This is a genomic window from Tenacibaculum amylolyticum (assembly GCF_964511145.1).
Taxonomy (GTDB): Bacteria; Bacteroidota; Bacteroidia; order Flavobacteriales; family Flavobacteriaceae; genus Polaribacter; species Polaribacter amylolyticum.
The window spans coordinates 91876-115361 of record NZ_CAZEFZ010000063.1; the positions used below are offsets into that span (position 1 = coordinate 91876).

Sequence of the window (23486 nt, forward strand, 5' to 3'; positions counted from 1 at the left end):
TATATAAAGTATTTTCTTAAATACCTAATTCGTCGAACATAGTTACTAACTTATCGTTATCACTAGGTCTTGGAGCATTCGCTGTTACGATTTTTCCTTCTGGATCGATTAAGATAAATCTTGGTAATCCTTTAATTAAATAGTCTTGAGTGAATTTTAAGTCTAAGTGACTCTTACCACTGAATAACTGTACTCCAGTCATTTCTTTATCAGCAATAATTTTCTTCCACTTTTGTTTAAATTCTGGTCTATCAACACTAATACTAACGAATTCAATATTCTTATCGTGATACTGTTGCTCTAATCTTTTTAATAAAGGAATTTCTTTTTTACAGAATCCACACCATGTAGCCCAGATATCAATGTATAAATATTTTCCATTACCAACTAAATCATCTAAAGAAGTAGTACCTCCATTATAGTTTTCATAATTAGTAAACTTAGGAGAAGGTTGTCCTTTAGCTGTTAATTTTAATTTGTTGTATAAATCAGCGATTTCTTTCTTATGCTCTGCATTAGTAGAATACCCTGAATACTTTTTGAAGTACTCTTTTAAGTTTGGAGTATAAGTAATACTTTTTACTGCAGTTTTGTGCATTAAGTCATTTTTCATTAACGTATCGTTCACTTCAGTTTGAATAGTTTCTAAATACGCTAAATCAAAATCTCCATCTTCACGCTTCTTTTTGTTTGTAAAATCGTCTAAACGTCTTTTAACTAAATCTCTATAGGATTTAGAGTTGATGTAATCTTCTCTTTCGTTTAAACTAATTTCTTGAGGAATATTAATAGGGAATTTTTCAGAAACTACAAACTCATCATCTCCATATAATAGCCTATGGAAACCTTGATAGTTTTGTAAACCTAAAGCAAATTCGTAATTAATATTTCTTTTCTCTTTTTCTAAATACTCAGGAGGTAATTGAGAACTTTCTGCTAAATCAATTAAAGCAGATTTGTACTCATCCATTTTGCTTAAAAACTCAGGCTCTTCCATAGAGAATAACTTGTTTAAGTTTCCTATAACAGCACCTAATTTTTTCTGCTTTTGAGTTAAATAGTTATTGATAGCAGCATTTGGGCCTTCAAAAACAGGGTCTTGTGTACGCTTTTTTGCATCAACTATTAATTTTAAATCTTCTACTGAAGATAAGTAGATGTTTATTGGTCTTTTACCAATAGTTAATTTGTAATGACCAGGAACTAAATTCTTAAGAGTGTCAGAAAAAGTTTTCGTCTTTCTATCGAACTTAATCTTCTTTTCGAAGTTATAACCTTCTAAAGTCATATTTCTTTTTCTGAAGTTCTGAACTTGTCCAGAAATCACAGAATAATCTTTCGGTTTTGGTTTTTCTTCACATGACGTGATAAGTAACACACTTGCAATTAACAGAAACAATCTTTTCATGATTCTATATTTTTTGGGGTAAATATAAATTATGTTTATAAAGGTCGAAATTAGTTTTTTTTTAAAAGAAGTCAAAATCTTTAACTAAAAAAAATGGAAAAAAGCCTTATTTGCAAAGTTTTTATGCTATTTGCTATATAAATGAAAGATTGTTAAAATAGAATGTTAATAGATTTAATATGTTAATTTTTATGTGGTTTTATGTAAAGAAACTAAAGTCTAGTTTTAATGTTTTTTATACTTTTTTTGGATTAGAGTCCTAATTTATCAAATATGTCGATCAACTTTTCATTTTCACTAGGTCTAGGAGCATTTGCGCTTACGATATTCCCTTTAGGATCTATAATAATAAATCTAGGTAACCCTTTTACAAGGTAATCTTTAGTAAAACTGAAAGACTCTTTGTTTTCTCCAGCAAATAATTGTGTTCCTCCCATTTTACTTTCTGTAATTACTTTCTTCCATTTTTCATTATCAGAAGCTTTATCAACACTAATACTTACAAAATCTATGTTTTTACCGTGATATTTTCGTTCTAAACGTTTTAATAATGGTGTTTCTTGTTTACAAATACCACACCAAGTTGCCCAAATGTCAATATAAAGGTACTTACCATTACCTATTAAATCGTCTAATGAAGTTGTACCTCCTTTGAAGTTTTCAATAGCTGCAAATTTAGGTGAAGGTTGCCCTTTAGAAAGTAATTTTAATTTATCGTATAACGCAGTAATTTCTTTTTTGTATTCAGGATTTGTTGAATACAACATATATTTTTTATAATATTCTTGTACATTATCGGTATCTCTTATTCCTCTTTGCGCAGCTTGATGTATTAAATCGTTTTTAATTAATGGATCTACTATTTCAGTTTGTACAGTTGTTAAATATGTAAGTGGAAAATCAGTTTCTTCAGATTTTCTTTCGTTAGCTAACGTATTTATCCTAGCTTTTACTAAATCTCTATAATGTGGTGTGTTTAAATAATCATCACTCTTATTAAGGTCAATTGAATTGATAATATCTATTGGGAAGTTTTCAGAAACCGTAAAACTAACATCACCATATAACATTCTATGAAAATTTTGATAGTTACCAAGGTTTCTAACAAATTCATAATGAATGTTTCTTTTTTCCTGCTCTAAATATTTTGGAGGCAATTGAGAATTTTCAGCTAATTCAGTCATAACAGATTTATATTTATCCATTACACTTAAAAATTCTTCTTCTTTTAAAGAGAATAATTTATCTCCACTTCGAATAATTCCGCTTCCTCTTTTAAACTTTTTATTAAGATAATTATTTATGGTAGCGTTGGCACCTTCAAAAACAGGATCTTTAATACGTCTTTTAGCATCTACACTCAACTTTAAATCTTCCATAGAAGTTAAGTAAATATCTAAAGGTCGTCTTCCAATAGTTAATCTGTAGTGTCCTGGAATGATATTGGTTAGTGTATCAGAAAAAGTTCTAGTTTCCTTATCAAACTTTATTTTTTTATCTAAATTATATCCTTTTAACTCGAAGCTGCGTTTTTTGAAATTCTGTACTTCTCCTGAAATAACAGCATAGTCTTTAGTTACAGGTTTTTCCTCTACAGAATTATTTTTACAGGCTAAAAAGAATGTTGCAGATAGGGTAAAAAGTAATAACTTTTTCATCGTTATATAGTTTTGAATAGAGGACTTTTAGATATAAATGAAAAAACTAAATTACCTTATTTTAAAAACATCTCAAAATCCTTGATCAAAAAATTTGGATAAAAAGCTTTGTTTGTAGATTTTTGAGTTCAAATTACATAAGGCTTTGAGTACACATTTTATAATTTTTATTTGTGTGACTCTAGGCTTTATAGTTTATAATATACTCATGTCAAAAACGGTTTTTATAACAGGTGCTTCTTCAGGAATAGGGAAAGCTATAGCAATATATTTACACGAAAAACAATATAAAGTTTATGGTACTAGTAGAAATCCAGATCGTGTAAAAGATATCCCTTTTGAGTTGGTGAAGCTAGATGTTTTAGATGTTACTTCTATTCAAAATGCTGTAGATTATGTTGTGGAAAAAGAAGGCAGAATAGATGTTTTAATCAATAATGCAGGAAAAGGGATCACAGGCCCTATAGAAGATACTCCAGTAGCTGAGATGAAATCTAATTTCGACACAAATCTTTTTGGACCAATTGAGGTAATGAAAGCTGTGCTACCGTACATGCGTAAAATACAATCAGGAAAAATTATAAATGTAACTTCCATTGCAGGGTATATGGGGTTACCTTTTAGAGGAGTTTATTCTGCAAGTAAAGGAGCTTTAGAATTAATTACTGAAGCAATGAGTATGGAAGTAAAAGGTTTTGGTGTTCAAATTGTAAATGTTGCACCAGGAGATTTTGCTACAAATATTGCTGCGGGAAGATATCATACACCAGTTTTCGAAACTTCTGCGTACAAAGAAAAATATGCAGAAAATTTAGCTTTAATGGACGAGCATGTTGATTCTGGAGCAGACCCAATTATAATGGCAAAAGCAATACACGCTATAATAGAAAGCAAGAAAACAAAAATCCATTATAAAGTTGGTGGATTTATGGAGAAGTTCTCAATAATATTAAAAAGAGCTTTACCAGATAGAGTGTATGAAAAGCTCTTAATGAATCATTATAAGTTATAATAGAATTACCAAAGAAATTAAGAATGGATATTAACTTCTTTAGCTTTAATTAATTCTTCTAAAACAGATTCAACACCTAAGCTATCATTGTTTTTGGTAAGAAAACGAGCTGTTTCTTTTACAAAAGGATGTGCATTTTCCATGGCATAGCTAAAATAAGCAGATTGTAACATTTCAATGTCATTATTATAATCGCCAAAAACCATTGTTTCTTCAGGTGTTATTTGAAGTAATTTTTGAAGCAATTGAATCGCATGTCCTTTATTGGCATCATTTTCAGAAATATCTACCCAATGGTTGGCGGAAACTTTTACTTTAAAGTCACTTTCTAAATGTTGTACTTTTGGGTATACGTACTTTTCTGAACTAATTTCATGATATATAGCTATTTTATAAATAGGATCTGTAACGTCGTGAACACTCTCTACAATTTGGTAATTGTTATAATATTCTGATAGTAATTTTAAAAGAGGTTCAGATGTACTGCTTGTATAAGCTGCGTTTTTTGTACAGTATAGCGCATTTGCATTAGGCAATGTTTTTAAAATATCATCAATTAAAAAAACATTTTTATTTTCAATAGCAACAGAAGAAACAATTTCGTTGTCCTTAATAACCAATCCACCATTTTCTGCTACAATAATTATATCGTCTTTTATAGCATATAATTTCTCTTCAATACTATATAAAGCTCTACCACTAGCAGCTACAAAAAGAACTCCATGACTTTTTAGTTTCTTAAATAGACTAAGAAATTTATCGCTAACTTCATGGTTTGAGTTCAATAAAGTTCCATCCATGTCGGTAACTACTAGTTTTACATTGGCTAAGTTCATACGAATAACTGTTTTTAGAGGAAACAAAAATAAGGGCTATTTCTTATAAAAGGGTGATTAATTCTAATAAGTAATTATCAATTTATACATAAAAAATAAAACGAATCGTTTTTTTAGTAAGTTTTTACAAGAGAGTAAAAAAGAACGATTTTTAAATTGTAGTTTTGCAGTGTACAATACGATAACTAAATATAAAGAATTAATGAAATTTTTCATAGACACAGCAAACTTAGATCAGATTCGTGAAGCTCAAGCTTTAGGTATTTTAGATGGTGTTACTACAAATCCATCTTTAATGGCTAAAGAAGGAATTACTGGAGAAGAAAATGTTAAAAATCACTATAAAGCTATCTGTGAGATTGTTGATGGAGACGTTTCTGCTGAGGTAATCTCAACTGATTTTGAAGGAATGGTTAAAGAAGGAGAAGCATTAGCTGCATTACATCCTCAAATCGTAGTAAAATTACCAATGATTGCAGATGGAGTAAAAGCGTGTAAATATTTTTCTGATAAAGGAATTAAAACGAATGTAACATTAGTATTCTCTGCTGGACAAGCATTATTAGCGGCTAAAGCAGGAGCTACATATGTTTCGCCATTTATTGGTCGTTTAGATGATATTTCTACAGATGGTTTAAATTTAATCGCTGAAATTCGTCAGATATATGATAACTATATGTTTGAAACTGAAATTTTAGCAGCATCTGTTCGTCATACAATGCATATTATTGATTGTGCAAAAATTGGTGCAGATGTTATGACTGGGCCTTTAAAGGCAATTGAAGGATTGTTAAAGCACCCATTAACAGATATCGGATTAGAAAAGTTTTTAGCTGATTATAAGAAAAGCAATGAAGCTTAATCTTTTGTATGAATAGAAGTTTTATTCTGTAAAATACATTAGAAGTAAAATAAATAAAGAAGAAGTCCACGCTTATAGTGTGGATTTTCTTTTTTAGTAATACTTTTGCAGACTGATGTATCCAAAAAAACAATTAGCGCAATTAGTCATTTCTGCTTGTCAATACTACAATATTGATACTGTTGTAGTTTCTCCGGGTTCAAGAAATGCTCCTTTAACAATTGGTTTTGCAAACGCGCCAGAAGTAGATGTTGTAAGTATTGTAGATGAACGTTGTGCCGCTTTTTTTGCTTTAGGTGTAGCACAGCAAACTAAAAAGCCAGTAGTTTTAGTTTGTACTTCTGGTTCAGCATTGTTAAATTATTATCCTGCTGTTGCAGAGGCTTTTTATAGTAAAATTCCACTAATCGTTATTTCTGCAGATAGACCTAAACATTTAATTGATGTTGGAGATGGGCAAACAATTCGCCAAGAAAATGTTTTCAAAAATCATATTCTAAAGTCATCAAACTTAACAGAAGGTGAGGCTTTCATAACAAGTAATTCGGAATTAATTGCAGAAGCATTTATTACAAGTATTACTAAAAGAGGACCAGTGCATATAAACGTACCTTTTGATGAACCATTGTATGAAACTGTAGAGAAATTAAATACTGCCTATTTTAATAATAGTCTTTCAAATGGAGTTGAAGAAAGAATAGAAGAGGATGTTTTATCTTTTCCTGCTCCTAAAAAACAGACAGACTTTAGTAAGTTATCCAATATATGGAATACAACTAAAAGAAAATTAATTGTAGTTGGAGTACATGAAGTATCAGAGAAATTAGAATCTGTTCTGAAACTTTTATCTAAAGATCCTTCAGTATTAATAATGACGGAGACAACGTCTAATGTAAGTGATGAACGATTTATCAATTCTATAGATAAGTTAATTACAAAATTAGATGATGAAGCGTTCAAAGAATTGCAACCTGAAGTATTAGTGACTTTTGGAGGTATGATAATTTCTAAAAGAATTAAGCAGTTTTTAAGGAAATATAAGCCACAACAGCATTGGCATGTAGATGAGTTTACAGCAATGGATACGTATTTCTGTTTGTCTGAATTTGTTCAAGAACAACCAGAAGTTTTTCTAGAAAAATTATTAGAAGAGATACAACCAGTTGAAAGTAGTTACCAAGCATATTGGTTAGAAGAAAAAAATGCTAGAAGTATACAGCATAAAAAGTTCTTTAAAGTGATACCGTATTCAGATTTAGTAGTATGTGGTACAGTTTTACAATTTATGCCTAATAACTCTTGTTTACAAGTAAGCAATAGTTCGGTTATTAGATATGTGCAATTGTTTAATGTAAATCCTACCATTTCGGTTTTTTGTAATAGAGGAACTAGCGGAATAGATGGAAGTACTTCAACAGCAATTGGAGCTGCTTTTGCTAATAAACAACAGACTATTTTAATTACAGGAGATTTAAGTTTTTTCTACGATAGTAATGCTTTATGGAATGCTCATATTCCTAGTACTTTTAGAATTATCTTAATGAATAATAGTGGAGGTGGGATTTTTAAAATTATTCCAGGACCTAAATCAACAAACGCGCTTTCGTTTTTTGAAACACCACATAATTTAACAGCAGAACATTTAGCAAAAATGTATGGCTTTGCTTACACAACTGCTAGTAATATTAAAGAGCTAGAAGAAGGTTTAGCTGATTTTTATGAAGATAATAATCAACCTAAAATTCTTGAAGTTTTTACACCTACAAATACAAACGATACCATACTAAAAGAATATTTTAAAAATTTATAATTATGGAGTTACAAGAAGGAGATAAGGTAGATTTAATAATTGGAGTGAAAACAGCATTAGGATACACTGTATTAATTAATGAAGCATACGAAGGGCTATTATATAACAATGAAATCTTTTCAGATATTGAAGAAGGAGTAAAAACAGTAGGTTATATAAAAAAGATAAGAGAAGATGAAAAGATTGATGTTTCACTAAGACCACAAGGTTTTAGAAATGTAATAGATAACGATGTTGAAAAAGTTCTTGAAAAGTTAAAAGAGAAAGGATATCTATTATTAACAGACAAAAGCTCTCCTGAATCTATTAAGTTTCATTTACAAATGAGTAAAAAAGCATTCAAAAGAGCTATTGGTAGTTTGTATAAACAGAAAAAAATAGCGTTAAAGCAAGATAGAATAGAATTACTGTAACACCAAACTAGTACAAAATGTACTAGTTTCCTCCGTCATCTTCTTGTTGATCATCCTCTTGTGGTGTTTCTTCTTGCTCCTCTTCTTCCAAAGGAAGCTCATCTATTTGTTCATCTTTAGGAGCGTTCTTTAATGCATTTTCCACACGTCTAATGTTTTCATAAAATAACTCTGCATTTGGGTCTGAAAGCTCCATTTTACCATAAGCTTCTTTATAATAGAATAAAGCTTGTTCGTAATCTTTTCCTAATTCATGATATAATCCAACGTAGTATTCACCAAGGTGAGAATCAGGGTGCTTAATCATTACAAAATCACCTAAAACACGTAAGTAATCACCATCTTGTTTGTCAATTACAATTCCTTCAACAGCATAAATATCCTCAAGTCTTACATTTAAGTTTGTTCCATATAAATATTCAATATCTAAATATTTTGATTCTAAATATTTAATAGCTTCTAAAGGATCTAAATCTTTTAGTTTAGTTTCAAATTCTTCTTTAGAAATTTTCGGATAAAGCTCAAAAATTGTACTAAAAATATCTGTAGGAGCCTTTGCAATTGCAGCAGGTTTGTTAGGTACGTCATTATAAGCTTTAAAACCTAGGTGTAAGTTTTTGATGTCTAAAGATTCTAAACCGTCTTTTGCTTGTTGAAATAATTTCTTTCGTTCTTCTTTTTCAAATGCATTAGAACTCATATATAAGTAAAACTGATTGTCTAATTCACCTAATCTTTTTAAATTATAGGTGGTTAACAATCGAATGCTTTGCTCTGTTAGCCTTGGAGAAATAGAAACATAGGCATTAAAAAGAGGTTCTTGTTCTTTTAAAAAGTGTAATAAGAAGTTTCCAGCTTCCCCATCTCCAACAATAGTTAAATATGGTGAAGTTTTATAATTGGCTTCTAAGTATGGAATCAATTCTTTTTTAATGTAATTGTAAAACTTTTTACTTCGTGCAGTCAATCCACCACTTTTTCCAACAGTAGAAACATCTTGGTTAGGTCTAGAATCAACATCGAGTCCTACAACAATTTGCTTTGGGGTTAGATCTGATTTTGCATAGATCTTAGAATTTCCAAGGTATATATCAAATAAATAATCGTTGTTCAATACAATTGCAACAGGATACTTACGAATGGTGTCAGTATCGTGTCCTTCTGGTAAATAAAGTTTTATACCTCTGTCAGAATTAAATTCTAAAGAGTTTACTTTTTTTGTGTGGATTTTTTGCGAAAAAGCAATGCAACTAATAAATAAAAAAGTTGCTAAAATTAATTTTCTCATTGCCTAATATATGTTTCTAATTGCCTAATAAAAATGCTAAAGTATAATATAGTATTTTTGTTTTTCTAAATAACGATTTTTTTTTCAAATTATGATGAACATAGAGTGGAAAACTGTAAAAGAATATACAGATATTACCTATAAGAAATGCAATGGAGTGGCAAGAATTGCATTTAATAGACCAAATGTTAGAAATGCATTTCGTCCACATACAACAGGCGAATTACTAGATGCATTTCATAATGCGCACGAAGACACTTCAATAGGAGTTGTATTATTGTCTGCAGAAGGACCATCAACTAAAGATGGAGTTTGGAGTTTTTGCTCTGGAGGAGATCAAAAAGCAAGAGGACACCAAGGATATGTTGGTCAAGATGGATATCATCGTTTAAATATTTTAGAAGTACAACGATTAATTCGTTTTATGCCAAAGGCTGTTATAGCTGTAGTGCCAGGATGGGCAGTTGGTGGTGGACATAGTTTACACGTAACTTGTGACTTAACATTAGCCAGTAAAGAGCACGCTATTTTTAAGCAAACAGATGCTGATGTAACTTCTTTTGATGGAGGCTATGGATCTGCTTATTTGGCAAAAATGGTTGGACAGAAAAAAGCAAGAGAAATCTTTTTCTTAGGAAGAAATTATTCTGCACAAGAAGCTTATGAAATGGGAATGGTAAATGCAGTAATTCCACACGATGAATTAGAAAGTACAGCATACGAATGGGCGCAAGAAATTTTAGCTAAATCACCAACATCTATAAAAATGTTGAAGTTTGCAATGAACCTTACAGATGATGGAATGGTTGGGCAACAAGTATTTGCTGGAGAAGCAACACGTTTAGCTTATATGACAGATGAAGCAAAAGAAGGACGTGATGCATTCTTAGAAAAAAGAAAGCCAAACTTTGAAAAAAAATGGATTCCATAGAGAGTTAACACTTAGGAATTATGAATTAGGAGTTTTCCGTTAGTTGCGGTTATCACTCCTAATTCGTAATTCGAAATTTGTAATTCACAATTCCTAATTCCTCAATATGAAATCTCAAATAGTAACTTTTTTAATTAAATGCCCAGATCAAAAAGGATTAGTAGCAAAATTTACTAGCTTCTTTTACGAAGAAGGATTCAATATTGTAAGTTGTCAACAATATGTAAATGCAGCAGCCAATCGTTATTATATGCGTATTCGTTTAGATGCTGCAGATACTACGATATCTAAAGAAACTTTAGAAACGAAGTTTGAGAAAATTGCAAAAACGTTGAATTGTAATTGGTCTGCTCATTATGAAAGTGAACAACAAAATGTTGCAATAATGGTATCACATACCAGTCATTGTTTATATGATTTGTTAGAAAGACAGCGCGAAGGAGATCTAGATTGTAATATAAGTTTGATAATTAGCAATCACACCAAACTAAAGTCTATTGCAGACATGTTTGATGTTCCTTTTTATCATCTACCCATAACTAAAGAAACTAAGAAAGAGCAAGAAACTCAGGTAATAGAATTACTAAAAAAATATCAAGTAGATTTAATAGTAATGGCACGTTACATGCAAATCTTATCTGAAGAATTTATTAATCAATATCCAGAGAGAATAATAAATATTCATCATTCTTTTTTACCAGCTTTTCAAGGAGCAAATCCTTACCAAAGAGCTTATGAAAGAGGTGTAAAGTTAATTGGAGCTACAGCGCATTACGCTACAGTAGATTTAGATGAAGGTCCGATTATAGAGCAAGATGTAGAACGTATTACGCACGAAAGCACACCCAAAACATTAAAAAGAATTGGAGCAGATGTAGAACGATTAGTATTAGCCAAAGCTGTTAAATCACATTTGCAACATCAAATTATTGTTTCAGACAATAGGGCTATTGTATTTCCAGAAACTGGAGAATAAACAATTAACAATTGCCAATTATTAATAAACAGTATTTTATTATATGAATAAAAGCCTAAGGTTAATTTGATACTAAGAAGATAAAAAGAAGAACTTAATCAACTGATAACTGATAATTGATAACTAGACAATGAAAATTATATGTATAGGTCGCAATTATGCGAAGCACATAGCAGAATTAGCTAATGAAAGACCAGAAAGTCCAGTGGTGTTCTTAAAGCCAGATTCGGCAATTTTACCTAAAAGAAACCCTTTTTTTATACCGCCATTTTCTAAAGATGTACATTATGAAGTAGAAGTGTTGGTAAAAATTAATAAAGTGGGGAAGCATATTTCGACAAAATTTGCTCATAAATATTACGATACTATTGGTTTAGGAATAGATTTTACAGCGCGTGATGTACAAGCAAAATGTAAGGAAAAAGGATTGCCATGGGAAAAAGCAAAAGCATTTGATGGTAGTGCTGTGGTTGGAGAATTTTATCCGAAAGAAGAATTTGATTTAGAAAACCTAACATTTCAATTACATAAGAATGGAGAAGTAGTACAAGATGGAAATACGAACGCGATGTTATGGAAAATAGATGAATTGGTGAGTTATGTGTCTCAGTATTTCACCTTGAAAAAAGGCGATATTATTTTTACAGGAACACCTGCAGGAGTGGGGAAGGTTGTAGAAAATGATGTGTTAACTGGAGTTATTGAAGGAAAAAAAGCATTTGAAATAAAAGTGAAGTAAAAAATGATTTATTTTCTAATACTTATTATTGTGCTAACCATAGGAAATACCTTCTATAATTTAGCTAAAAAATATCGCAAGTCTAAATTAGGATATTCTTTATTAGGAGTATTTTCTTTTGTATTAGGAATGTCTTTGTACCTTTTATTGTATTGGTTACTTATAGACTATTTACATTTTATAAATAGATATATACACGAATTTGTTTCTTTTTTAATAGGAGTGCTCTTAGCAATTACTATTCATTATTTTTTAGAAAAGAAATGGAAGAAACATAAAAATATAGAAGCAGAAGCTTCAATTAAAAAAATAGGAAAAGAATAAAAATAGATTATGTTAGGATTAATATTATTATACTTTATAGGGAAAAAGTTTTATGAATTGGCAGATGAATTTGAAAAAAGTAAATGGGGGTTTGCCATACTAGGTATTGCATCTTATTATATAGGAGGGTTATCTATATTGTTTGTTTTAGGAATGTTGTTTGAGATATTTTCACCTGGAAGTATATCGGGGAACGAAAATAGTTATAGCTTACTAGTAATTCCTTTTGGATTACTTACTGTATATATATTGTATATGTATCTAGAAAAAAAATGGAAAAAGGAAATGCCCAAAATAGATAACTTAATAGATAAGATTGGAGAAGAAGACTAAAACTTTTTAAATAGAATTAGAGTTTTCATGCTAGTTTCCATTAGCATATAAAGTAACTAAATAAGATGTTTATAAACACCTTATTTAGTTTACCATAATATTTTAGTTTTCGTTATAACTAGCTAAAAGATAAGTGAAGGCTGCATCGTCAATATTGTCAAGAGCCTTGTCTTGTTCAAAATTAAATACAGGTACATCAAAATGATGTTTAAACGTTTTGCTCTTCCAGCCAAACACTGGAACTTTTACACTGATTTTAGCGCTTACATCAAAACTAACTTCATGATCATTAATAGTAAGATTAGAGATCTTTAAGGTAACTTTAAATCTACTAATAGGTTGCCATGTAAAACTCACGTTGCTATCGAAAGTAAAACGTTTAGTAAAATTTTTTATAGGTGTTTTAAAAGAAGCAGTTAAAGTAACTTTCCCTCGAGTAGCAGAAGCTCCCATACATATTTTACATTTTAAGAATGATGGTGAGCACCATTCAGCAGCATTTGCAAAATCATACCCTTCTATAAAGGCTTCATTTTGAACTAAATTTTCTGATAAAGTTGTAGTTGACATTTTTTGTGTTTTTAAAGGTTAATAATAAGACAGTAGCTACAGTGTCTTTGTTGTCTAAATTACTTGAAATGAATACTCAATAATTGTTTTTTTGACCGAACGCTAATTAATTAGGTTGTGAAAGCTCTTTTTAAAGAAGTGAACGTTGTTGGAGTTGTAGACTATAATTGCTTGAGAATTGAGTTGTGTTTTGATAGTTAATCTTTATATCTTTGATCACGTTTATATCAAAATTACTTTTCTTGAACGCAGAAATTATAACGATAGGAGATGAAATCCTAATAGGACAAATTGTAGATACGAATTCACAATGGATTGGTAAAGAATTAAATAAAATAGGAGTATCTGTATATCAAATATCTTCTATTCAAGATGAACAGCAACATATTTTAAATGCATTAAAAGAAGCAGAAAGTAGGGCTGATATTGTAATCATTACAGGAGGCTTAGGGCCAACGAAAGATGATATCACTAAAAAAACAATTGCTACATATTTTAATGATACAGAAATAACCGAATATCCTGAGGTAATAGCGCATATTAAAAACTTATTTAAAAAGTATGATCATCCATTTAACGATGTGCAAAGATATCAAGCGCAATTACCATCAAAAGCTACTTTATTAAAAAATGAATTAGGAACAGCGCCAGGAATGTGGTTTTATGAAAACGATACGGTTTTTGTTTCATTACCAGGAGTACCTTATGAAATGCGTGGCTTAATGACTAATGAAGTGCTGCCAAAATTACAAGCAAAATTCGAGCTTCCTTATATAGTACATAAAACGATTCTTACATATGGGCAAGGAGAGAGTGTAATTGCGAGTAGAATTGAAAACTTTGAAAATAATTTACCAGAATTTATAAAGTTGGCTTATCTGCCATCTTTTGGAAAAGTAAGGTTGCGTTTAAGTGCAAAAGGAAATGATTTAACAGTAGTAGAAACAGCTTTAGAAAAAGCTATAGAAGAATTATCAAGCCTAGTTTCAGATATTATTGTAGGGTATGATGATGGAGAAACTATAGAGAAACAACTAGGAGAAGCGTTAAAAGCCAAAAATAAAACGTTATCTACTGCCGAAAGTTTAACAGGAGGGAAGATAGCAGCGAGTTTGGTGTCAATACCAGGTTCTTCAGCTTATTATAAAGGAAGTTTTATAGTGTATACTGCAGCTTTAAAGCAGCAATTGTTAGATATACCTACTTCTGTAATAGAGGAACATTCAGTAGTTAGTGCAGAAGTAGCTCGTGCAATGGCTGTAAATGCAAGAGAAAAACTAGGGACAGACTATACAATTGCAGTTACAGGAAATGCAGGGCCAACGAAAGATCATAATGATAAAGAAGTAGGTTTAGTGTATATAGGAATAGCTTCAAAAGAAACTGTAGAAGTGCATGAATTTAATTTTGGACAGCCGCGAGAAAAAGTAATAAATAAAACAGTAAATAAAGCGTTAGAATTGCTATTGAAAAATAATATGTAAAATTAACGTAATATATTTTGTTTTATATTGTTAAAAATGCGTATATTTGCACCTCGTTTAGAAATAACACTAAAAACTGTCAAGAAGATGTCTAGAGTTTGTGAATTAACAGGAAAAAAAGCGATGGTAGGTAACAATGTATCTCACGCTTTAAACAGGACTAAAAGAAAATTCAACGCTAATCTAATGACGAAGCGTTTCTATATTCCAGAAGAGGATAAGTGGGTAACTTTAAAAGTATCTGCTTCTGCATTAAAAAATATTAACAAGAAAGGAATTACAGCTGTAATTAAAGAAGCTAGAGAAAAAGGTTTCTTAACAAAATAATTACCTCCTATATAAAGCAATACAGAGATGGCAAAAAAAGGAAACAGAGTTCAAGTTATATTAGAATGTACTGAACACAAGGCTTCTGGACAACCAGGAACTTCTCGTTATATAACAACTAAGAATAAAAAGAATACTCCTGATAGAATGGAATTAAAGAAATTTAATCCAATCTTGAAGAAGATGACAGTTCATAAAGAAATAAAATAAGTAGGTCATGGCAAAGAAATCAGTAGCAACGTTACAAACAGGTTCTAAAAGATTAACTAAAGCTATCAAAATGGTAAAGTCTCCAAAAAGTGGTGCTTATACTTTTGTTGAAGCTATTATGGATCCTACACAAGTAAACGACTTTTTAGCTAAAAAGTAATTCTTGTATACAGTTTAAAGGAAAGCTACTTTCATTATTATGGAAGTAGCTTTTTTTATACACCAAAATACTGTAATTTTGAGCGTTATGATTCCATTAAATAAAGTTACGTGACAATGTGACCGTAATTTTTAATATGGTACAGTTTTTAACATCTAACGGAACAGACTTTAACTACGAATTATGAGTTTTTTTAAAAAAATATTCTCCAAAGAAAAGAAAGAAACATTAGATAAAGGGCTAGAAAAATCTAAAGAAAGCTTCTTTTCAAAATTATCGAAAGCAGTTGCAGGTAAATCTAAAGTAGATGATGATGTATTAGATGATTTAGAAGAGGTTTTAGTATCTTCAGATGTTGGAGTAGACACTACTTTAAAGATTATAGATAGAATTGAAGAGCGTGTTGCACGTGATAAATATTTAGGAACAGAAGAATTAAACCAAATTCTAAGAGAAGAAATCGCAGGTTTATTATCTGAAACTAATATTGGAGACGAAACAGATTTTACGATTCCAGAAAACAAAAAACCATACGTTTTAATGGTGGTTGGAGTAAATGGAGTAGGAAAAACAACAACCATTGGTAAATTAGCTTCTCAGTTTAAGAAAAAAGGTTTAAAAGTAGTATTAGGAGCTGCAGATACTTTTAGAGCTGCTGCAATAGATCAATTACAAGTATGGGCAGATAGAGTAGAAGTACCTATTGTGCGTCAGGAAATGGGATCAGACCCAGCATCAGTTGCTTTTGATACATTACAATCTGGAGTTAACCAAGATGCAGATGTAATTATTATTGATACTGCAGGAAGATTACACAACAAAGTAAATCTAATGAATGAACTTTCTAAGATTAAACGTGTAATGCAAAAAGTAGTTGGAGATGCACCACACGATGTATTATTAGTATTAGATGGTTCTACAGGTCAAAATGCTTTTGAGCAAGCAAAACAATTTACTAAAGCCACAGAAGTAACTTCATTGGCAGTAACAAAATTAGATGGAACTGCAAAAGGTGGTGTTGTTATTGGTATTTCAGATCAATTTCAAATACCTGTAAAATATATTGGAGTAGGAGAAGGAATAGACGATTTACAAGTATTTAATAAATATGAATTTGTAGACAGTTTCTTTAAATAGTCTTTAATGATAAAATATTTAAAAGCTCCTTGAAAAAGGAGCTTTTTTTTATTTAGCAATAAGGTTGTATTTCACTATTCTGCATGTCAAAAAATATTGATCTAATAATTTATATCTTTGAGTATCATATAATCTACAAACTATTTCAATGAGAACAATTTACTATTGCTTAGTACTATTCATATTAATTGGTTGTAAAGAAGAAACAGCCATTGTGCAATATTTTAAAAAATATGACGAGACTTCGGAAGTAAAAGCACAACAAGAACATGAGAATCCAAGGATGAAATTTAAATTACTTCAGTCGAAGTTTTTAAATATGAACGAAGTATTCAAACCTTTTGAAAAAGAACTAACAAAATTCTCTGAGAAAACATATACAAATTTAAAACCTTTAATCTTAGAACAGTCGATTCCTGCCATACAAAATGCAGTAAAAGAAGGGAAATTAAGTTACGAAAAGCTAACTCTTTTTTATTTATATAGAATTCGAAAATATGAAAGCGACTCTACAAAATATTTAAATGCAATCATTAGTTTAAATCCAAATGTATTGAAAGAAGCAAGGCAAAAGGATAAGGAACATGAACAAAATCCAGTAGGAGAAATGTCAGTTTTTGGAATGCCTATTTTGCTAAAAGATAATATCAATACACTAGAAATGAATACAACTGCTGGGGCAGTAGCGTTAAAAGATAATGGAACAGAAGATGCTTTTATTGTTAGAAAATTAAAAGAAAACGGAGCATTAATTTTAGGAAAAGCAAACTTGAGTGAATGGGCTTATTATTTTTGCGAAGGTTGTCCGTTAGGATATAGTGCTATAGGAGGACAAACGTTAAACCCCTATGGAAGAAAAATCTTTGAAACTGGAGGTTCTAGTTCAGGAAGTGGTGTAGCTACGGCTGTAAATTATGCAGTAGCAACCATTGGAACAGAAACAGCTGGATCTATCACCTCACCATCAAGCCAAAACTCAGTTGTAGGATTAAAACCGACAATTGGATTGTTAAGTCGTTCAGGAATCGTACCAATTTCTAGTACATTAGATACACCTGGACCTATGACGAAAAGCGTTATTGATAATTATATCTTGTTAAAAGCATTATTAGGAAAAGATACATCTGATGAAAAATCTTTTGACTTAGAAAAAATAGATGCAAATATTGCAGCTACAGAATTAAAAGGAAAAAAGTTTGGTGTTTTTACAGCTTTACTAAACGATTCAATCTATAAAAATGCAGTTGAAAAAATAAAAACAACAGGAGCAGAAATCGTAGAACTAGCACCAGAACAAACTAATTTACAAGGTTTTTTAACGTTGCTGAATATAGATATGAAATATGATTTGCCAAAATACTTACAAGGTAAAAGTGTTGATGTAAATTCAGTAGCAGATGTAATCGTATTTAATGAGCAAGATAGTTTAAAAAGAGCACCATACGGACAAGGATTATTTATAGGTATAGAAAAAGATAGTACTAGTTTAGCCGAATTAGAAGTAGTTAAAGAACGTCTTAAAAATGAAGGGATTAACTATTTCAACGCTTTTAAAACAGAAAATCTAGACGCAATATTATCAATTAATAATTATCATTCAGCATATTCAGCTGTAGCAGAATATCCAAATCTTACTGTACCGATGGGGTATAAAGATTCTGGAGAACCTATTAACTTAACATTTATAGGTAAGCCAAAGTCGGAATTTGAATTATTGTCTTTAGGTTTAGCATATGAAAATCTAATGAAAGTTAGAAAATTACCTAAAGGATACGAATAGAGAATTTGTAATGTATGTTAATCAAAAACTGTCAGTTTGAAGCTTTGGATTAGTTTTATTTTGGGAGAAAGTTTGATATATCTAATTATAAATTATTCTAGAGATAGATAGTCGAAGTGATAGTATGCTGAAAAAAACGACCTCTGAATCAAAATTTTGAAAATCAAGGAAGCAGTGTTGGCTGAAAGATAAAAAGCTGTTTGAGCGTTAGCGAGTTCTTTTTATCAATGGAAGATTCCGTAGTGTTTTCTTAGATTTTGATTCGAAGTCTTGATTTTTGTTTCTTTTCATCAAGGAAAAGAAAAGAGTTCGTTATTTTATTAATTTTATAAAGTCTATTTAAAATAATGAGTTATAAAAGTCTTCAATGGTAGCTGTTTTTTTAATGAAATAAAGGAAAGTAGCATAAAGGAAAACTAATTTCTGTATGCTACTTTTTTGTATAGGAATACCAATAAAGCCAAGCAACCTTACTCACTTCTAGTACTAAACTTTTTAATATAAATTAATTTCGTTTTTATAAAATATCCGATCCAAGAAATTAGGAATAAGAATAAACTTATGGAAACTATACTATAACCACTAGCAGGATCAAAAGCAATTGCAGTTGTTAAACTAACACCATTCAATCTTGGAAAAATAATTATAAAAGCAATAGCAATACACATACCTAAAATTAATAGGATATTAGGAAGTATTTTCTTTGTGAATTGTACTGTGAAACCTAACGTTCGCCATTTTATAACTAAGAAAAAGATACTAATTAAAAGAGCAAAAACAACTAATGGTAACGCTCTATAGAAAGGAAATGAAGAAGGACCATTCATATTTTTGCCTAATAAAATTCCATAAATGCCATTAATAACTTCTGTATAAGGAGCTTGGTTAGAATTAATCATAACTATAATAGATTTTTGAATAGAAGGAAGAATATACATGCTAGATTCAAAACTTTCGTTAGTGCCACTATGGTAAAATATTACAGGCTCTTTAACAACAGACCATCCTAATGCATACCTAGCATTATGACTAGGAGTAAACAATTGTTGCGTAATTGTATCTTGTAAAATAGTGTTCGGATTATGGTTGTAGCTATTCATAAGATTTCGCAAGTATTTTGTCATATCACTTGCAGTACTTGAAATAGAACCAGAAGGAATTTCTTGACGATGAAAACTACCGTTAAATTTTAATATAGGATTATATAAAAAATACTGATAACTATCTATTAAATTAGGGCCTATACTAGCTGTAGTGTTAGTTAAATCCATGGGAATAGTAATATATTCTGCTAAACATTGCTCGTAGGTTTTACCAGTTACAGTTTCAATAACAAAGCCTAACAGTCTATAATTAGCATTAGAATATATAAATCGTTGTTTGGGTACAGTAGGGACTTCAAGCTTTTTAAGAGTTGTTTTATAATAATTTATATAATCAAAATCAGGATTATTACCTTTAAACATTCGACCTATTTCTGTAGGAATTCCAGAAGTGTGTTGTAGTAAATCTTCTAAAGTAATTCGATCTGAAATTGCAGGATTATGGTAGGCAAACCATGTAAGGTATTTGCGTACAGGATCTTTAATGTTTAAGAGGCCTTTTTGTTGTAATAATAGTGTTAATAATGCTGTAAAAGATTTGGAATTAGAACCAATTAAATATTGATCTCCTTTTTTAGCATTTCCAAAATGTTTTAGATACACAGTACTATCTTGATCTGTAATAGCAACAGCAATACTAGGAGAATTGTAATAATCCCTTTTACTCTCAACGAATTTTGTAATCTTATCTATTGTTTCCGGAGAAATTTTTGAATCGTTTTGAGTATACATGCATGTAGAAATAAAAAAAGTAATAACAAATAGCATTGTTTTCATGAATATAGATTTTAGTGTATTAAGTTCGATGTATAAGAAAATGTGTTATGATGCATAACAAAAAGAGAAAGACAACTTCATTTATTTCCTTTTATCATAGCAGAAAAAGCTCCTGTCTTCGTTGTTAAAAGTATTTAGAAATCAACTGAAAGCTCAGTAAATACAGTAGATAGGTTTAAAATGTATCTTTTTAGGTGCGAAATTATAGCAAAGAAATATGGTCTTTATAATTTTTCGATACAGGAATTTCAATATGAGTAAGTAAAAGTGTCTTGCTATTTTTCCAAGACTTAAAATGTGTAGGATTTATTAAATGCGAACGATGCACTCTAACTAAAAAATGAAAATCAGATTCAATTTGTTTCAAAGAAGATCGTATCAATTTTGATTTTAAAGCATCGTTTTCGATATAAAATAACTCAACATAATTCTGAGATTTTGAAGCGCAAATCAAATCAGATTCCTTAACTTTTAAAACATCAAGCTTATAATCGCCTTTAAAAGTTAATATTTTTTCTTTAGTAGCAACTGGAACTTTTACAATCGTTGGTTGTTCAGGAAGTTTTCTAACTGTGTATATTCTAGCAAAAATGAGAACAGGTAAAAATATAATAGAAGACTTTAAATAAGTATAAAAATACTCTGTAAAATTATTGATCCCATTTAGAAAAGGACTTTTATAATATAGATAAGTTGTGTAAAAAGTAACGACAAGAAAAAGTACAATAGTTATTATTTCAAGCGCAGTGTTCCATATAGAAAACCGCTCATAAAAAGAGTTTTGTACCATTGCAATAAAAAAATAACACATAAAGATTATCAATGCAAACCCTATGCTTAAAAACAACCACCATAAATCATCGTCAAAAGCAGCACCATCAAAAGGTTTAATATAATAGGTAAATATAAAAACCCAAAGACTCAAAAACACACCTACAAACGTATGTAACTTAAGAGAAGGATTTAATGTGCTCATTTATTTTTGTATGGTTTTATGATGGATATTATTAGCAAAATCTGATGTTATTTGAAACAACGAACTAAATTGAAGCTCAGATTTATAAACTAATAAACATTGATTTAGATTGCTTTTTATGTTAGCAATGATACTTAATTTTTTATAATTAAAAATATATCAGTAGGTATAATTAAAACGTATCTTTGCATACTCAATTTTTTTAAGGAATGCGTACAAAATCTACAAAACAAAATAAAATTAACGTAGTTACTTTAGGATGTTCTAAAAACGTTTATGATAGTGAGGTCTTGATGGGGCAATTAAAAGCCAATGGAAAAAATGTGGTACATGAAGATCCAGAAGACGATGGTAATATTGTGGTAATAAATACTTGTGGATTTATAGGAAAAGCTAAAGAAGAAAGTGTAGATACCATTTTACACTATGCTCAAAAGAAAGAACGAGGAGAAGTTGATAAAGTATTTGTATCAGGATGTTTAAGTGAGCGTTACAAGCCAGATTTAGAGCAAGAAATTACCAACGTAGACCAATATTTTGGTACGCACGATTTACCAGCCTTATTAAAAGTATTAGAAGCAGATTATAAGCATGAACTTATAGGAGAGCGTTTAACAACTACGCCAAAGCACTATGCTTATTTAAAAATAGCGGAAGGTTGCGATCGTCCCTGTTCATTTTGCGCAATTCCATTAATGAGAGGAAAACATAAATCGACTCCTATAGAAGAATTGGTGATAGAAGCTGAAAAATTAGCAGCTAATGGAATTAAAGAAATCATGTTAATCGCTCAAGATTTAACCTATTACGGATTAGATCTGTATAAAAAGAGAGCTTTAGCAGATTTATTATTGGCATTAGTAAAAGTTGAAGGAATTGAATGGATTCGCTTACATTATGCATTTCCTTCAGGATTTCCAATGGATGTGTTAGAAGTAATGAAGAACGAACCCAAGGTTTGTAATTATTTAGATATTCCGTTGCAGCATATCAATACAGAGATTCTGAAGTCGATGAAGCGTGGAACTACGCATGAAAAAACGACTGCTCTAATTAAGAAATTTAGAGAGTATGTGCCTAATATGGCAATCCGTACAACATTAATTGTAGGGTATCCAGGAGAAACAGAGGAGCAATTTCAAGAGTTGAAAGATTGGGTAGAAGAAATGCGTTTTGAACGTTTAGGAGCTTTTGAATATTCACACGAGGAAAATACAGGAGCTTATGTTTTAGAAGATGATGTTCCTGCCGATGTGAAGTTTAGACGTGTAAATGAAATTATGGAAGTGCAAAGCCAGATTTCTTGGGAATTAAATCAAGAGAAAATAGGAAAAACTTTCCGTTGCTTATTCGATAGAAAAGATGGAGAATATTACTATGGCAGAACAGAGTTTGATTCACCAGATGTAGATAATGACGTGATTGTAGATGCAAGAGAACATTATATCAAACTAGGAGAATTTATAGATGTAGAAATTTACGATGCGGGTGATTTTGACTTATACGGAACTCCTACTGTAAAACAAGAAAAACCAGTTCCTTTGAATCAGAGGAAAAAGAATTAATAGCGTTATTAAACTTGTATTGTATGTAACAAGTTAGTTTTTATATCGTCTTCAGGTTAATTAACCAAAAGACGAAACTATGAATACAAATAAAAGAATAGGAAGAGTAGTTGGTATACTTTTCCTATTTATTTTTATAGCAGGTGTAGCTACTTATCAATTTTTACAAGCACCATTATTTTCAGATGATTTTATAAATGAAATAGCAGCTAATAGAAATCAAATTATTAGTTCTGTATTATTAAATATGCTAAGTGGGATTATATCGATTAGTATAGCTGTATTGCTGCTGCCAACTTTTAAGAAGTACAGCTATAATTTAGCCATGCTATATTTTTCATTTACATTTTTAAATTTTATAGCGATAGTAATTGATAACGGAAGTATTTTTTCATTGTTAGAATTTAGTATACAAGTTTCTGGAAATAATATTGACAGTTCAGAATCTTTAAATGTTCTTAAGACAATATTATATAAAAAACATTGGTGGACGCATTATGTATCATTACTAACTTCTAGTGTACCAGTCTTTGTATTCTATTACAACTTATACTTTACGAAACTAGTACCAAGAATAATTTCGACTGTAGGAATGATAGCAACTACATTAATGTTTATAGAAATGTTATCATCAATTTTTGGAAATAGTATTAGTATGAATCTATTACTGCCTATGGGGTTAATTCAATTGTTTTTACCGTTTTGGTTATTCATAAAAGGATTAAAAGAGAATTAGAATTGAAAGAAATATCTAATATAAAATAATAAAAAAAACCTGCTTAAAGCAGGTTTTTATGTGTGTATAGT

Annotated in this window: 24 protein-coding genes; 17 read left to right on the forward strand and 7 right to left on the reverse strand. The window is 30.2% G+C overall.

The annotated features are described in order from the left end of the window. Positions 1–16: 16 nt before the first annotated feature. Positions 17–1408 carry a TlpA family protein disulfide reductase gene (locus ACKTTC_RS13610; protein WP_408040387.1) on the reverse strand — a complete coding sequence of 464 codons (1392 nt, stop codon included), beginning with the start codon at positions 1406–1408 and terminating at the stop codon, positions 17–19. 251 nt (positions 1409–1659) lie between these two features. Continuing rightward, positions 1660–3066 carry a TlpA family protein disulfide reductase gene (locus tag ACKTTC_RS13615; protein WP_408040388.1) on the reverse strand — a complete coding sequence of 469 codons (1407 nt, stop codon included), beginning with the start codon at positions 3064–3066 and terminating at the stop codon, positions 1660–1662. A 208-nt stretch (positions 3067–3274) separates the two neighbouring features. Here ACKTTC_RS13615 and ACKTTC_RS13620 point away from each other — a divergent pair, with 208 nt between their 5' ends. Further along, positions 3275–4078 carry an SDR family oxidoreductase gene (locus ACKTTC_RS13620; RefSeq protein WP_408040389.1) on the forward strand — a complete coding sequence of 268 codons (804 nt, stop codon included), beginning with the start codon at positions 3275–3277 and terminating at the stop codon, positions 4076–4078. A gap of 17 nt (positions 4079–4095) precedes the next feature. On the opposite strand, the gene ACKTTC_RS13625 is transcribed toward ACKTTC_RS13620, so the two are convergent. Continuing rightward, positions 4096–4914, reverse strand: a complete 819-nt coding sequence (locus ACKTTC_RS13625) for an HAD family hydrolase (RefSeq protein ID WP_408040390.1) — start codon at positions 4912–4914, stop codon at positions 4096–4098. A 202-nt stretch (positions 4915–5116) separates the two neighbouring features. Between ACKTTC_RS13625 and fsa the strand changes: the two genes are divergently transcribed. The 3 genes from fsa to ACKTTC_RS13640 all read left to right on the forward strand — a co-directional run bounded on the left by fsa (position 5117) and on the right by ACKTTC_RS13640 (position 7999). Then, positions 5117–5776: a fructose-6-phosphate aldolase gene (gene fsa, locus ACKTTC_RS13630; protein WP_408040391.1), complete on the forward strand. Its 660-nt coding sequence runs from the start codon at positions 5117–5119 to the stop codon at positions 5774–5776. Positions 5777–5891: 115 nt separating this feature from the next. Then, positions 5892–7586, forward strand: coding sequence for a 2-succinyl-5-enolpyruvyl-6-hydroxy-3-cyclohexene-1-carboxylic-acid synthase (gene menD / locus ACKTTC_RS13635; RefSeq protein ID WP_408040392.1), 1695 nt, complete (start codon positions 5892–5894; stop codon positions 7584–7586). A gap of 2 nt (positions 7587–7588) precedes the next feature. After that, entirely contained in the window at positions 7589–7999 is a 411-nt protein-coding gene (locus ACKTTC_RS13640; RefSeq protein WP_408040393.1) for a S1 RNA-binding domain-containing protein, read from the forward strand. A 22-nt stretch (positions 8000–8021) separates the two neighbouring features. Here the strand turns inward: ACKTTC_RS13640 and ACKTTC_RS13645 are convergent, their stop codons facing one another. Further along, the gene (locus tag ACKTTC_RS13645) at positions 8022–9287 is read right to left on the reverse strand and encodes an alpha/beta hydrolase-fold protein (RefSeq protein WP_408040394.1); all 1266 of its coding nucleotides are present in this window, start codon (positions 9285–9287) and stop codon (positions 8022–8024) included. A 91-nt stretch (positions 9288–9378) separates the two neighbouring features. Between ACKTTC_RS13645 and ACKTTC_RS13650 the strand changes: the two genes are divergently transcribed. The 5 genes from ACKTTC_RS13650 to ACKTTC_RS13670 all read left to right on the forward strand — a co-directional run bounded on the left by ACKTTC_RS13650 (position 9379) and on the right by ACKTTC_RS13670 (position 12590). After that, positions 9379–10218, forward strand: coding sequence for a 1,4-dihydroxy-2-naphthoyl-CoA synthase (locus ACKTTC_RS13650; RefSeq protein ID WP_408040395.1), 840 nt, complete (start codon positions 9379–9381; stop codon positions 10216–10218). A gap of 106 nt (positions 10219–10324) precedes the next feature. Then, positions 10325–11194 carry a formyltetrahydrofolate deformylase gene (gene purU, locus ACKTTC_RS13655; protein WP_408040396.1) on the forward strand — a complete coding sequence of 290 codons (870 nt, stop codon included), beginning with the start codon at positions 10325–10327 and terminating at the stop codon, positions 11192–11194. 130 nt (positions 11195–11324) lie between these two features. Next, positions 11325–11933, forward strand: a complete 609-nt coding sequence (locus tag ACKTTC_RS13660; RefSeq protein ID WP_408040397.1) for a fumarylacetoacetate hydrolase family protein — start codon at positions 11325–11327, stop codon at positions 11931–11933. 3 nt (positions 11934–11936) lie between these two features. After that, complete coding sequence (locus ACKTTC_RS13665; protein WP_408040398.1) at positions 11937–12257, forward strand: hypothetical protein; 321 nt, start codon at positions 11937–11939, stop codon at positions 12255–12257. Between the two features lie 9 nt (positions 12258–12266). After that, on the forward strand, positions 12267–12590 hold the full coding sequence (locus ACKTTC_RS13670; protein WP_408040399.1) for a hypothetical protein: 324 nt from the start codon (positions 12267–12269) through the stop codon (positions 12588–12590). Positions 12591–12692: 102 nt separating this feature from the next. Here the strand turns inward: ACKTTC_RS13670 and ACKTTC_RS13675 are convergent, their stop codons facing one another. Continuing rightward, positions 12693–13160 (reverse strand): hypothetical protein, encoded by a 468-nt coding sequence (locus ACKTTC_RS13675; protein WP_408040400.1) that lies wholly within the window; start codon positions 13158–13160, stop codon positions 12693–12695. A gap of 242 nt (positions 13161–13402) precedes the next feature. Between ACKTTC_RS13675 and ACKTTC_RS13680 the strand changes: the two genes are divergently transcribed. From ACKTTC_RS13680 to ACKTTC_RS13705, 6 genes are all read left to right on the forward strand, one after another. Beyond that, positions 13403–14644, forward strand: coding sequence for a competence/damage-inducible protein A (locus ACKTTC_RS13680; RefSeq protein WP_408040401.1), 1242 nt, complete (start codon positions 13403–13405; stop codon positions 14642–14644). 87 nt (positions 14645–14731) lie between these two features. After that, complete coding sequence (rpmB, locus tag ACKTTC_RS13685) at positions 14732–14971, forward strand: 50S ribosomal protein L28 (RefSeq protein ID WP_075344434.1); 240 nt, start codon at positions 14732–14734, stop codon at positions 14969–14971. A 27-nt stretch (positions 14972–14998) separates the two neighbouring features. Beyond that, positions 14999–15181: a 50S ribosomal protein L33 gene (gene rpmG / locus ACKTTC_RS13690; protein WP_013070733.1), complete on the forward strand. Its 183-nt coding sequence runs from the start codon at positions 14999–15001 to the stop codon at positions 15179–15181. A gap of 7 nt (positions 15182–15188) precedes the next feature. Then, positions 15189–15341 carry a DUF4295 domain-containing protein gene (locus ACKTTC_RS13695; protein ID WP_086030136.1) on the forward strand — a complete coding sequence of 51 codons (153 nt, stop codon included), beginning with the start codon at positions 15189–15191 and terminating at the stop codon, positions 15339–15341. Between the two features lie 183 nt (positions 15342–15524). Next, complete coding sequence (ftsY, locus tag ACKTTC_RS13700; protein WP_408040402.1) at positions 15525–16478, forward strand: signal recognition particle-docking protein FtsY; 954 nt, start codon at positions 15525–15527, stop codon at positions 16476–16478. 148 nt (positions 16479–16626) lie between these two features. Continuing rightward, complete coding sequence (locus tag ACKTTC_RS13705) at positions 16627–18258, forward strand: amidase family protein (RefSeq protein ID WP_408040403.1); 1632 nt, start codon at positions 16627–16629, stop codon at positions 18256–18258. Between the two features lie 470 nt (positions 18259–18728). On the opposite strand, the gene ACKTTC_RS13710 is transcribed toward ACKTTC_RS13705, so the two are convergent. Both ACKTTC_RS13710 and ACKTTC_RS13715 read right to left on the reverse strand, forming a co-directional pair. After that, on the reverse strand, positions 18729–20138 hold the full coding sequence (locus ACKTTC_RS13710; protein WP_408040404.1) for a serine hydrolase domain-containing protein: 1410 nt from the start codon (positions 20136–20138) through the stop codon (positions 18729–18731). Between the two features lie 202 nt (positions 20139–20340). After that, positions 20341–21114, reverse strand: coding sequence for a LytTR family transcriptional regulator DNA-binding domain-containing protein (locus tag ACKTTC_RS13715; RefSeq protein WP_408040405.1), 774 nt, complete (start codon positions 21112–21114; stop codon positions 20341–20343). A gap of 209 nt (positions 21115–21323) precedes the next feature. Between ACKTTC_RS13715 and rimO the strand changes: the two genes are divergently transcribed. Both rimO and ACKTTC_RS13725 read left to right on the forward strand, forming a co-directional pair. After that, positions 21324–22679 carry a 30S ribosomal protein S12 methylthiotransferase RimO gene (gene rimO, locus ACKTTC_RS13720; RefSeq protein ID WP_408040406.1) on the forward strand — a complete coding sequence of 452 codons (1356 nt, stop codon included), beginning with the start codon at positions 21324–21326 and terminating at the stop codon, positions 22677–22679. Between the two features lie 79 nt (positions 22680–22758). Continuing rightward, positions 22759–23415, forward strand: a complete 657-nt coding sequence (locus ACKTTC_RS13725) for a DUF4386 domain-containing protein (RefSeq protein WP_408040407.1) — start codon at positions 22759–22761, stop codon at positions 23413–23415. Positions 23416–23486: the final 71 nt, after the last annotated feature.

Bases quoted from the DNA above. Each gene is read 5' to 3' on its own strand.
- ACKTTC_RS13660 (WP_408040397.1), top strand. From the start codon at position 11,325: ATGAAAATTATATGTATAGGTCGCAATTATGCGAAGCACATAGCAGAA.
- ACKTTC_RS13725 (WP_408040407.1), top strand. From the start codon at position 22,759: ATGAATACAAATAAAAGAATAGGAAGAGTAGTTGGTATACTTTTCCTA.
- fsa (WP_408040391.1), top strand. From the start codon at position 5,117: ATGAAATTTTTCATAGACACAGCAAACTTAGATCAGATTCGTGAAGCT.
- ACKTTC_RS13670 (WP_408040399.1), top strand. From the start codon at position 12,267: ATGTTAGGATTAATATTATTATACTTTATAGGGAAAAAGTTTTATGAA.
- ACKTTC_RS13640 (WP_408040393.1), top strand. From the start codon at position 7,589: ATGGAGTTACAAGAAGGAGATAAGGTAGATTTAATAATTGGAGTGAAA.
- ACKTTC_RS13705 (WP_408040403.1), top strand. From the start codon at position 16,627: ATGAGAACAATTTACTATTGCTTAGTACTATTCATATTAATTGGTTGT.
- ACKTTC_RS13695 (WP_086030136.1), top strand. From the start codon at position 15,189: ATGGCAAAGAAATCAGTAGCAACGTTACAAACAGGTTCTAAAAGATTA.
- ftsY (WP_408040402.1), top strand. From the start codon at position 15,525: ATGAGTTTTTTTAAAAAAATATTCTCCAAAGAAAAGAAAGAAACATTA.
- ACKTTC_RS13620 (WP_408040389.1), top strand. From the start codon at position 3,275: ATGTCAAAAACGGTTTTTATAACAGGTGCTTCTTCAGGAATAGGGAAA.
- ACKTTC_RS13615 (WP_408040388.1), bottom strand. From the start codon at position 3,066: ATGAAAAAGTTATTACTTTTTACCCTATCTGCAACATTCTTTTTAGCC.
- ACKTTC_RS13645 (WP_408040394.1), bottom strand. From the start codon at position 9,287: ATGAGAAAATTAATTTTAGCAACTTTTTTATTTATTAGTTGCATTGCT.
- menD (WP_408040392.1), top strand. From the start codon at position 5,892: ATGTATCCAAAAAAACAATTAGCGCAATTAGTCATTTCTGCTTGTCAA.
- rpmB (WP_075344434.1), top strand. From the start codon at position 14,732: ATGTCTAGAGTTTGTGAATTAACAGGAAAAAAAGCGATGGTAGGTAAC.
- ACKTTC_RS13650 (WP_408040395.1), top strand. From the start codon at position 9,379: ATGATGAACATAGAGTGGAAAACTGTAAAAGAATATACAGATATTACC.
- ACKTTC_RS13625 (WP_408040390.1), bottom strand. From the start codon at position 4,914: ATGAACTTAGCCAATGTAAAACTAGTAGTTACCGACATGGATGGAACT.
- rimO (WP_408040406.1), top strand. From the start codon at position 21,324: ATGCGTACAAAATCTACAAAACAAAATAAAATTAACGTAGTTACTTTA.
- ACKTTC_RS13610 (WP_408040387.1), bottom strand. From the start codon at position 1,408: ATGAAAAGATTGTTTCTGTTAATTGCAAGTGTGTTACTTATCACGTCA.
- rpmG (WP_013070733.1), top strand. From the start codon at position 14,999: ATGGCAAAAAAAGGAAACAGAGTTCAAGTTATATTAGAATGTACTGAA.
- purU (WP_408040396.1), top strand. From the start codon at position 10,325: ATGAAATCTCAAATAGTAACTTTTTTAATTAAATGCCCAGATCAAAAA.
- ACKTTC_RS13675 (WP_408040400.1), bottom strand. From the start codon at position 13,160: ATGTCAACTACAACTTTATCAGAAAATTTAGTTCAAAATGAAGCCTTT.
- ACKTTC_RS13710 (WP_408040404.1), bottom strand. From the start codon at position 20,138: ATGAAAACAATGCTATTTGTTATTACTTTTTTTATTTCTACATGCATG.
- ACKTTC_RS13665 (WP_408040398.1), top strand. From the start codon at position 11,937: ATGATTTATTTTCTAATACTTATTATTGTGCTAACCATAGGAAATACC.
- ACKTTC_RS13715 (WP_408040405.1), bottom strand. From the start codon at position 21,114: ATGAGCACATTAAATCCTTCTCTTAAGTTACATACGTTTGTAGGTGTG.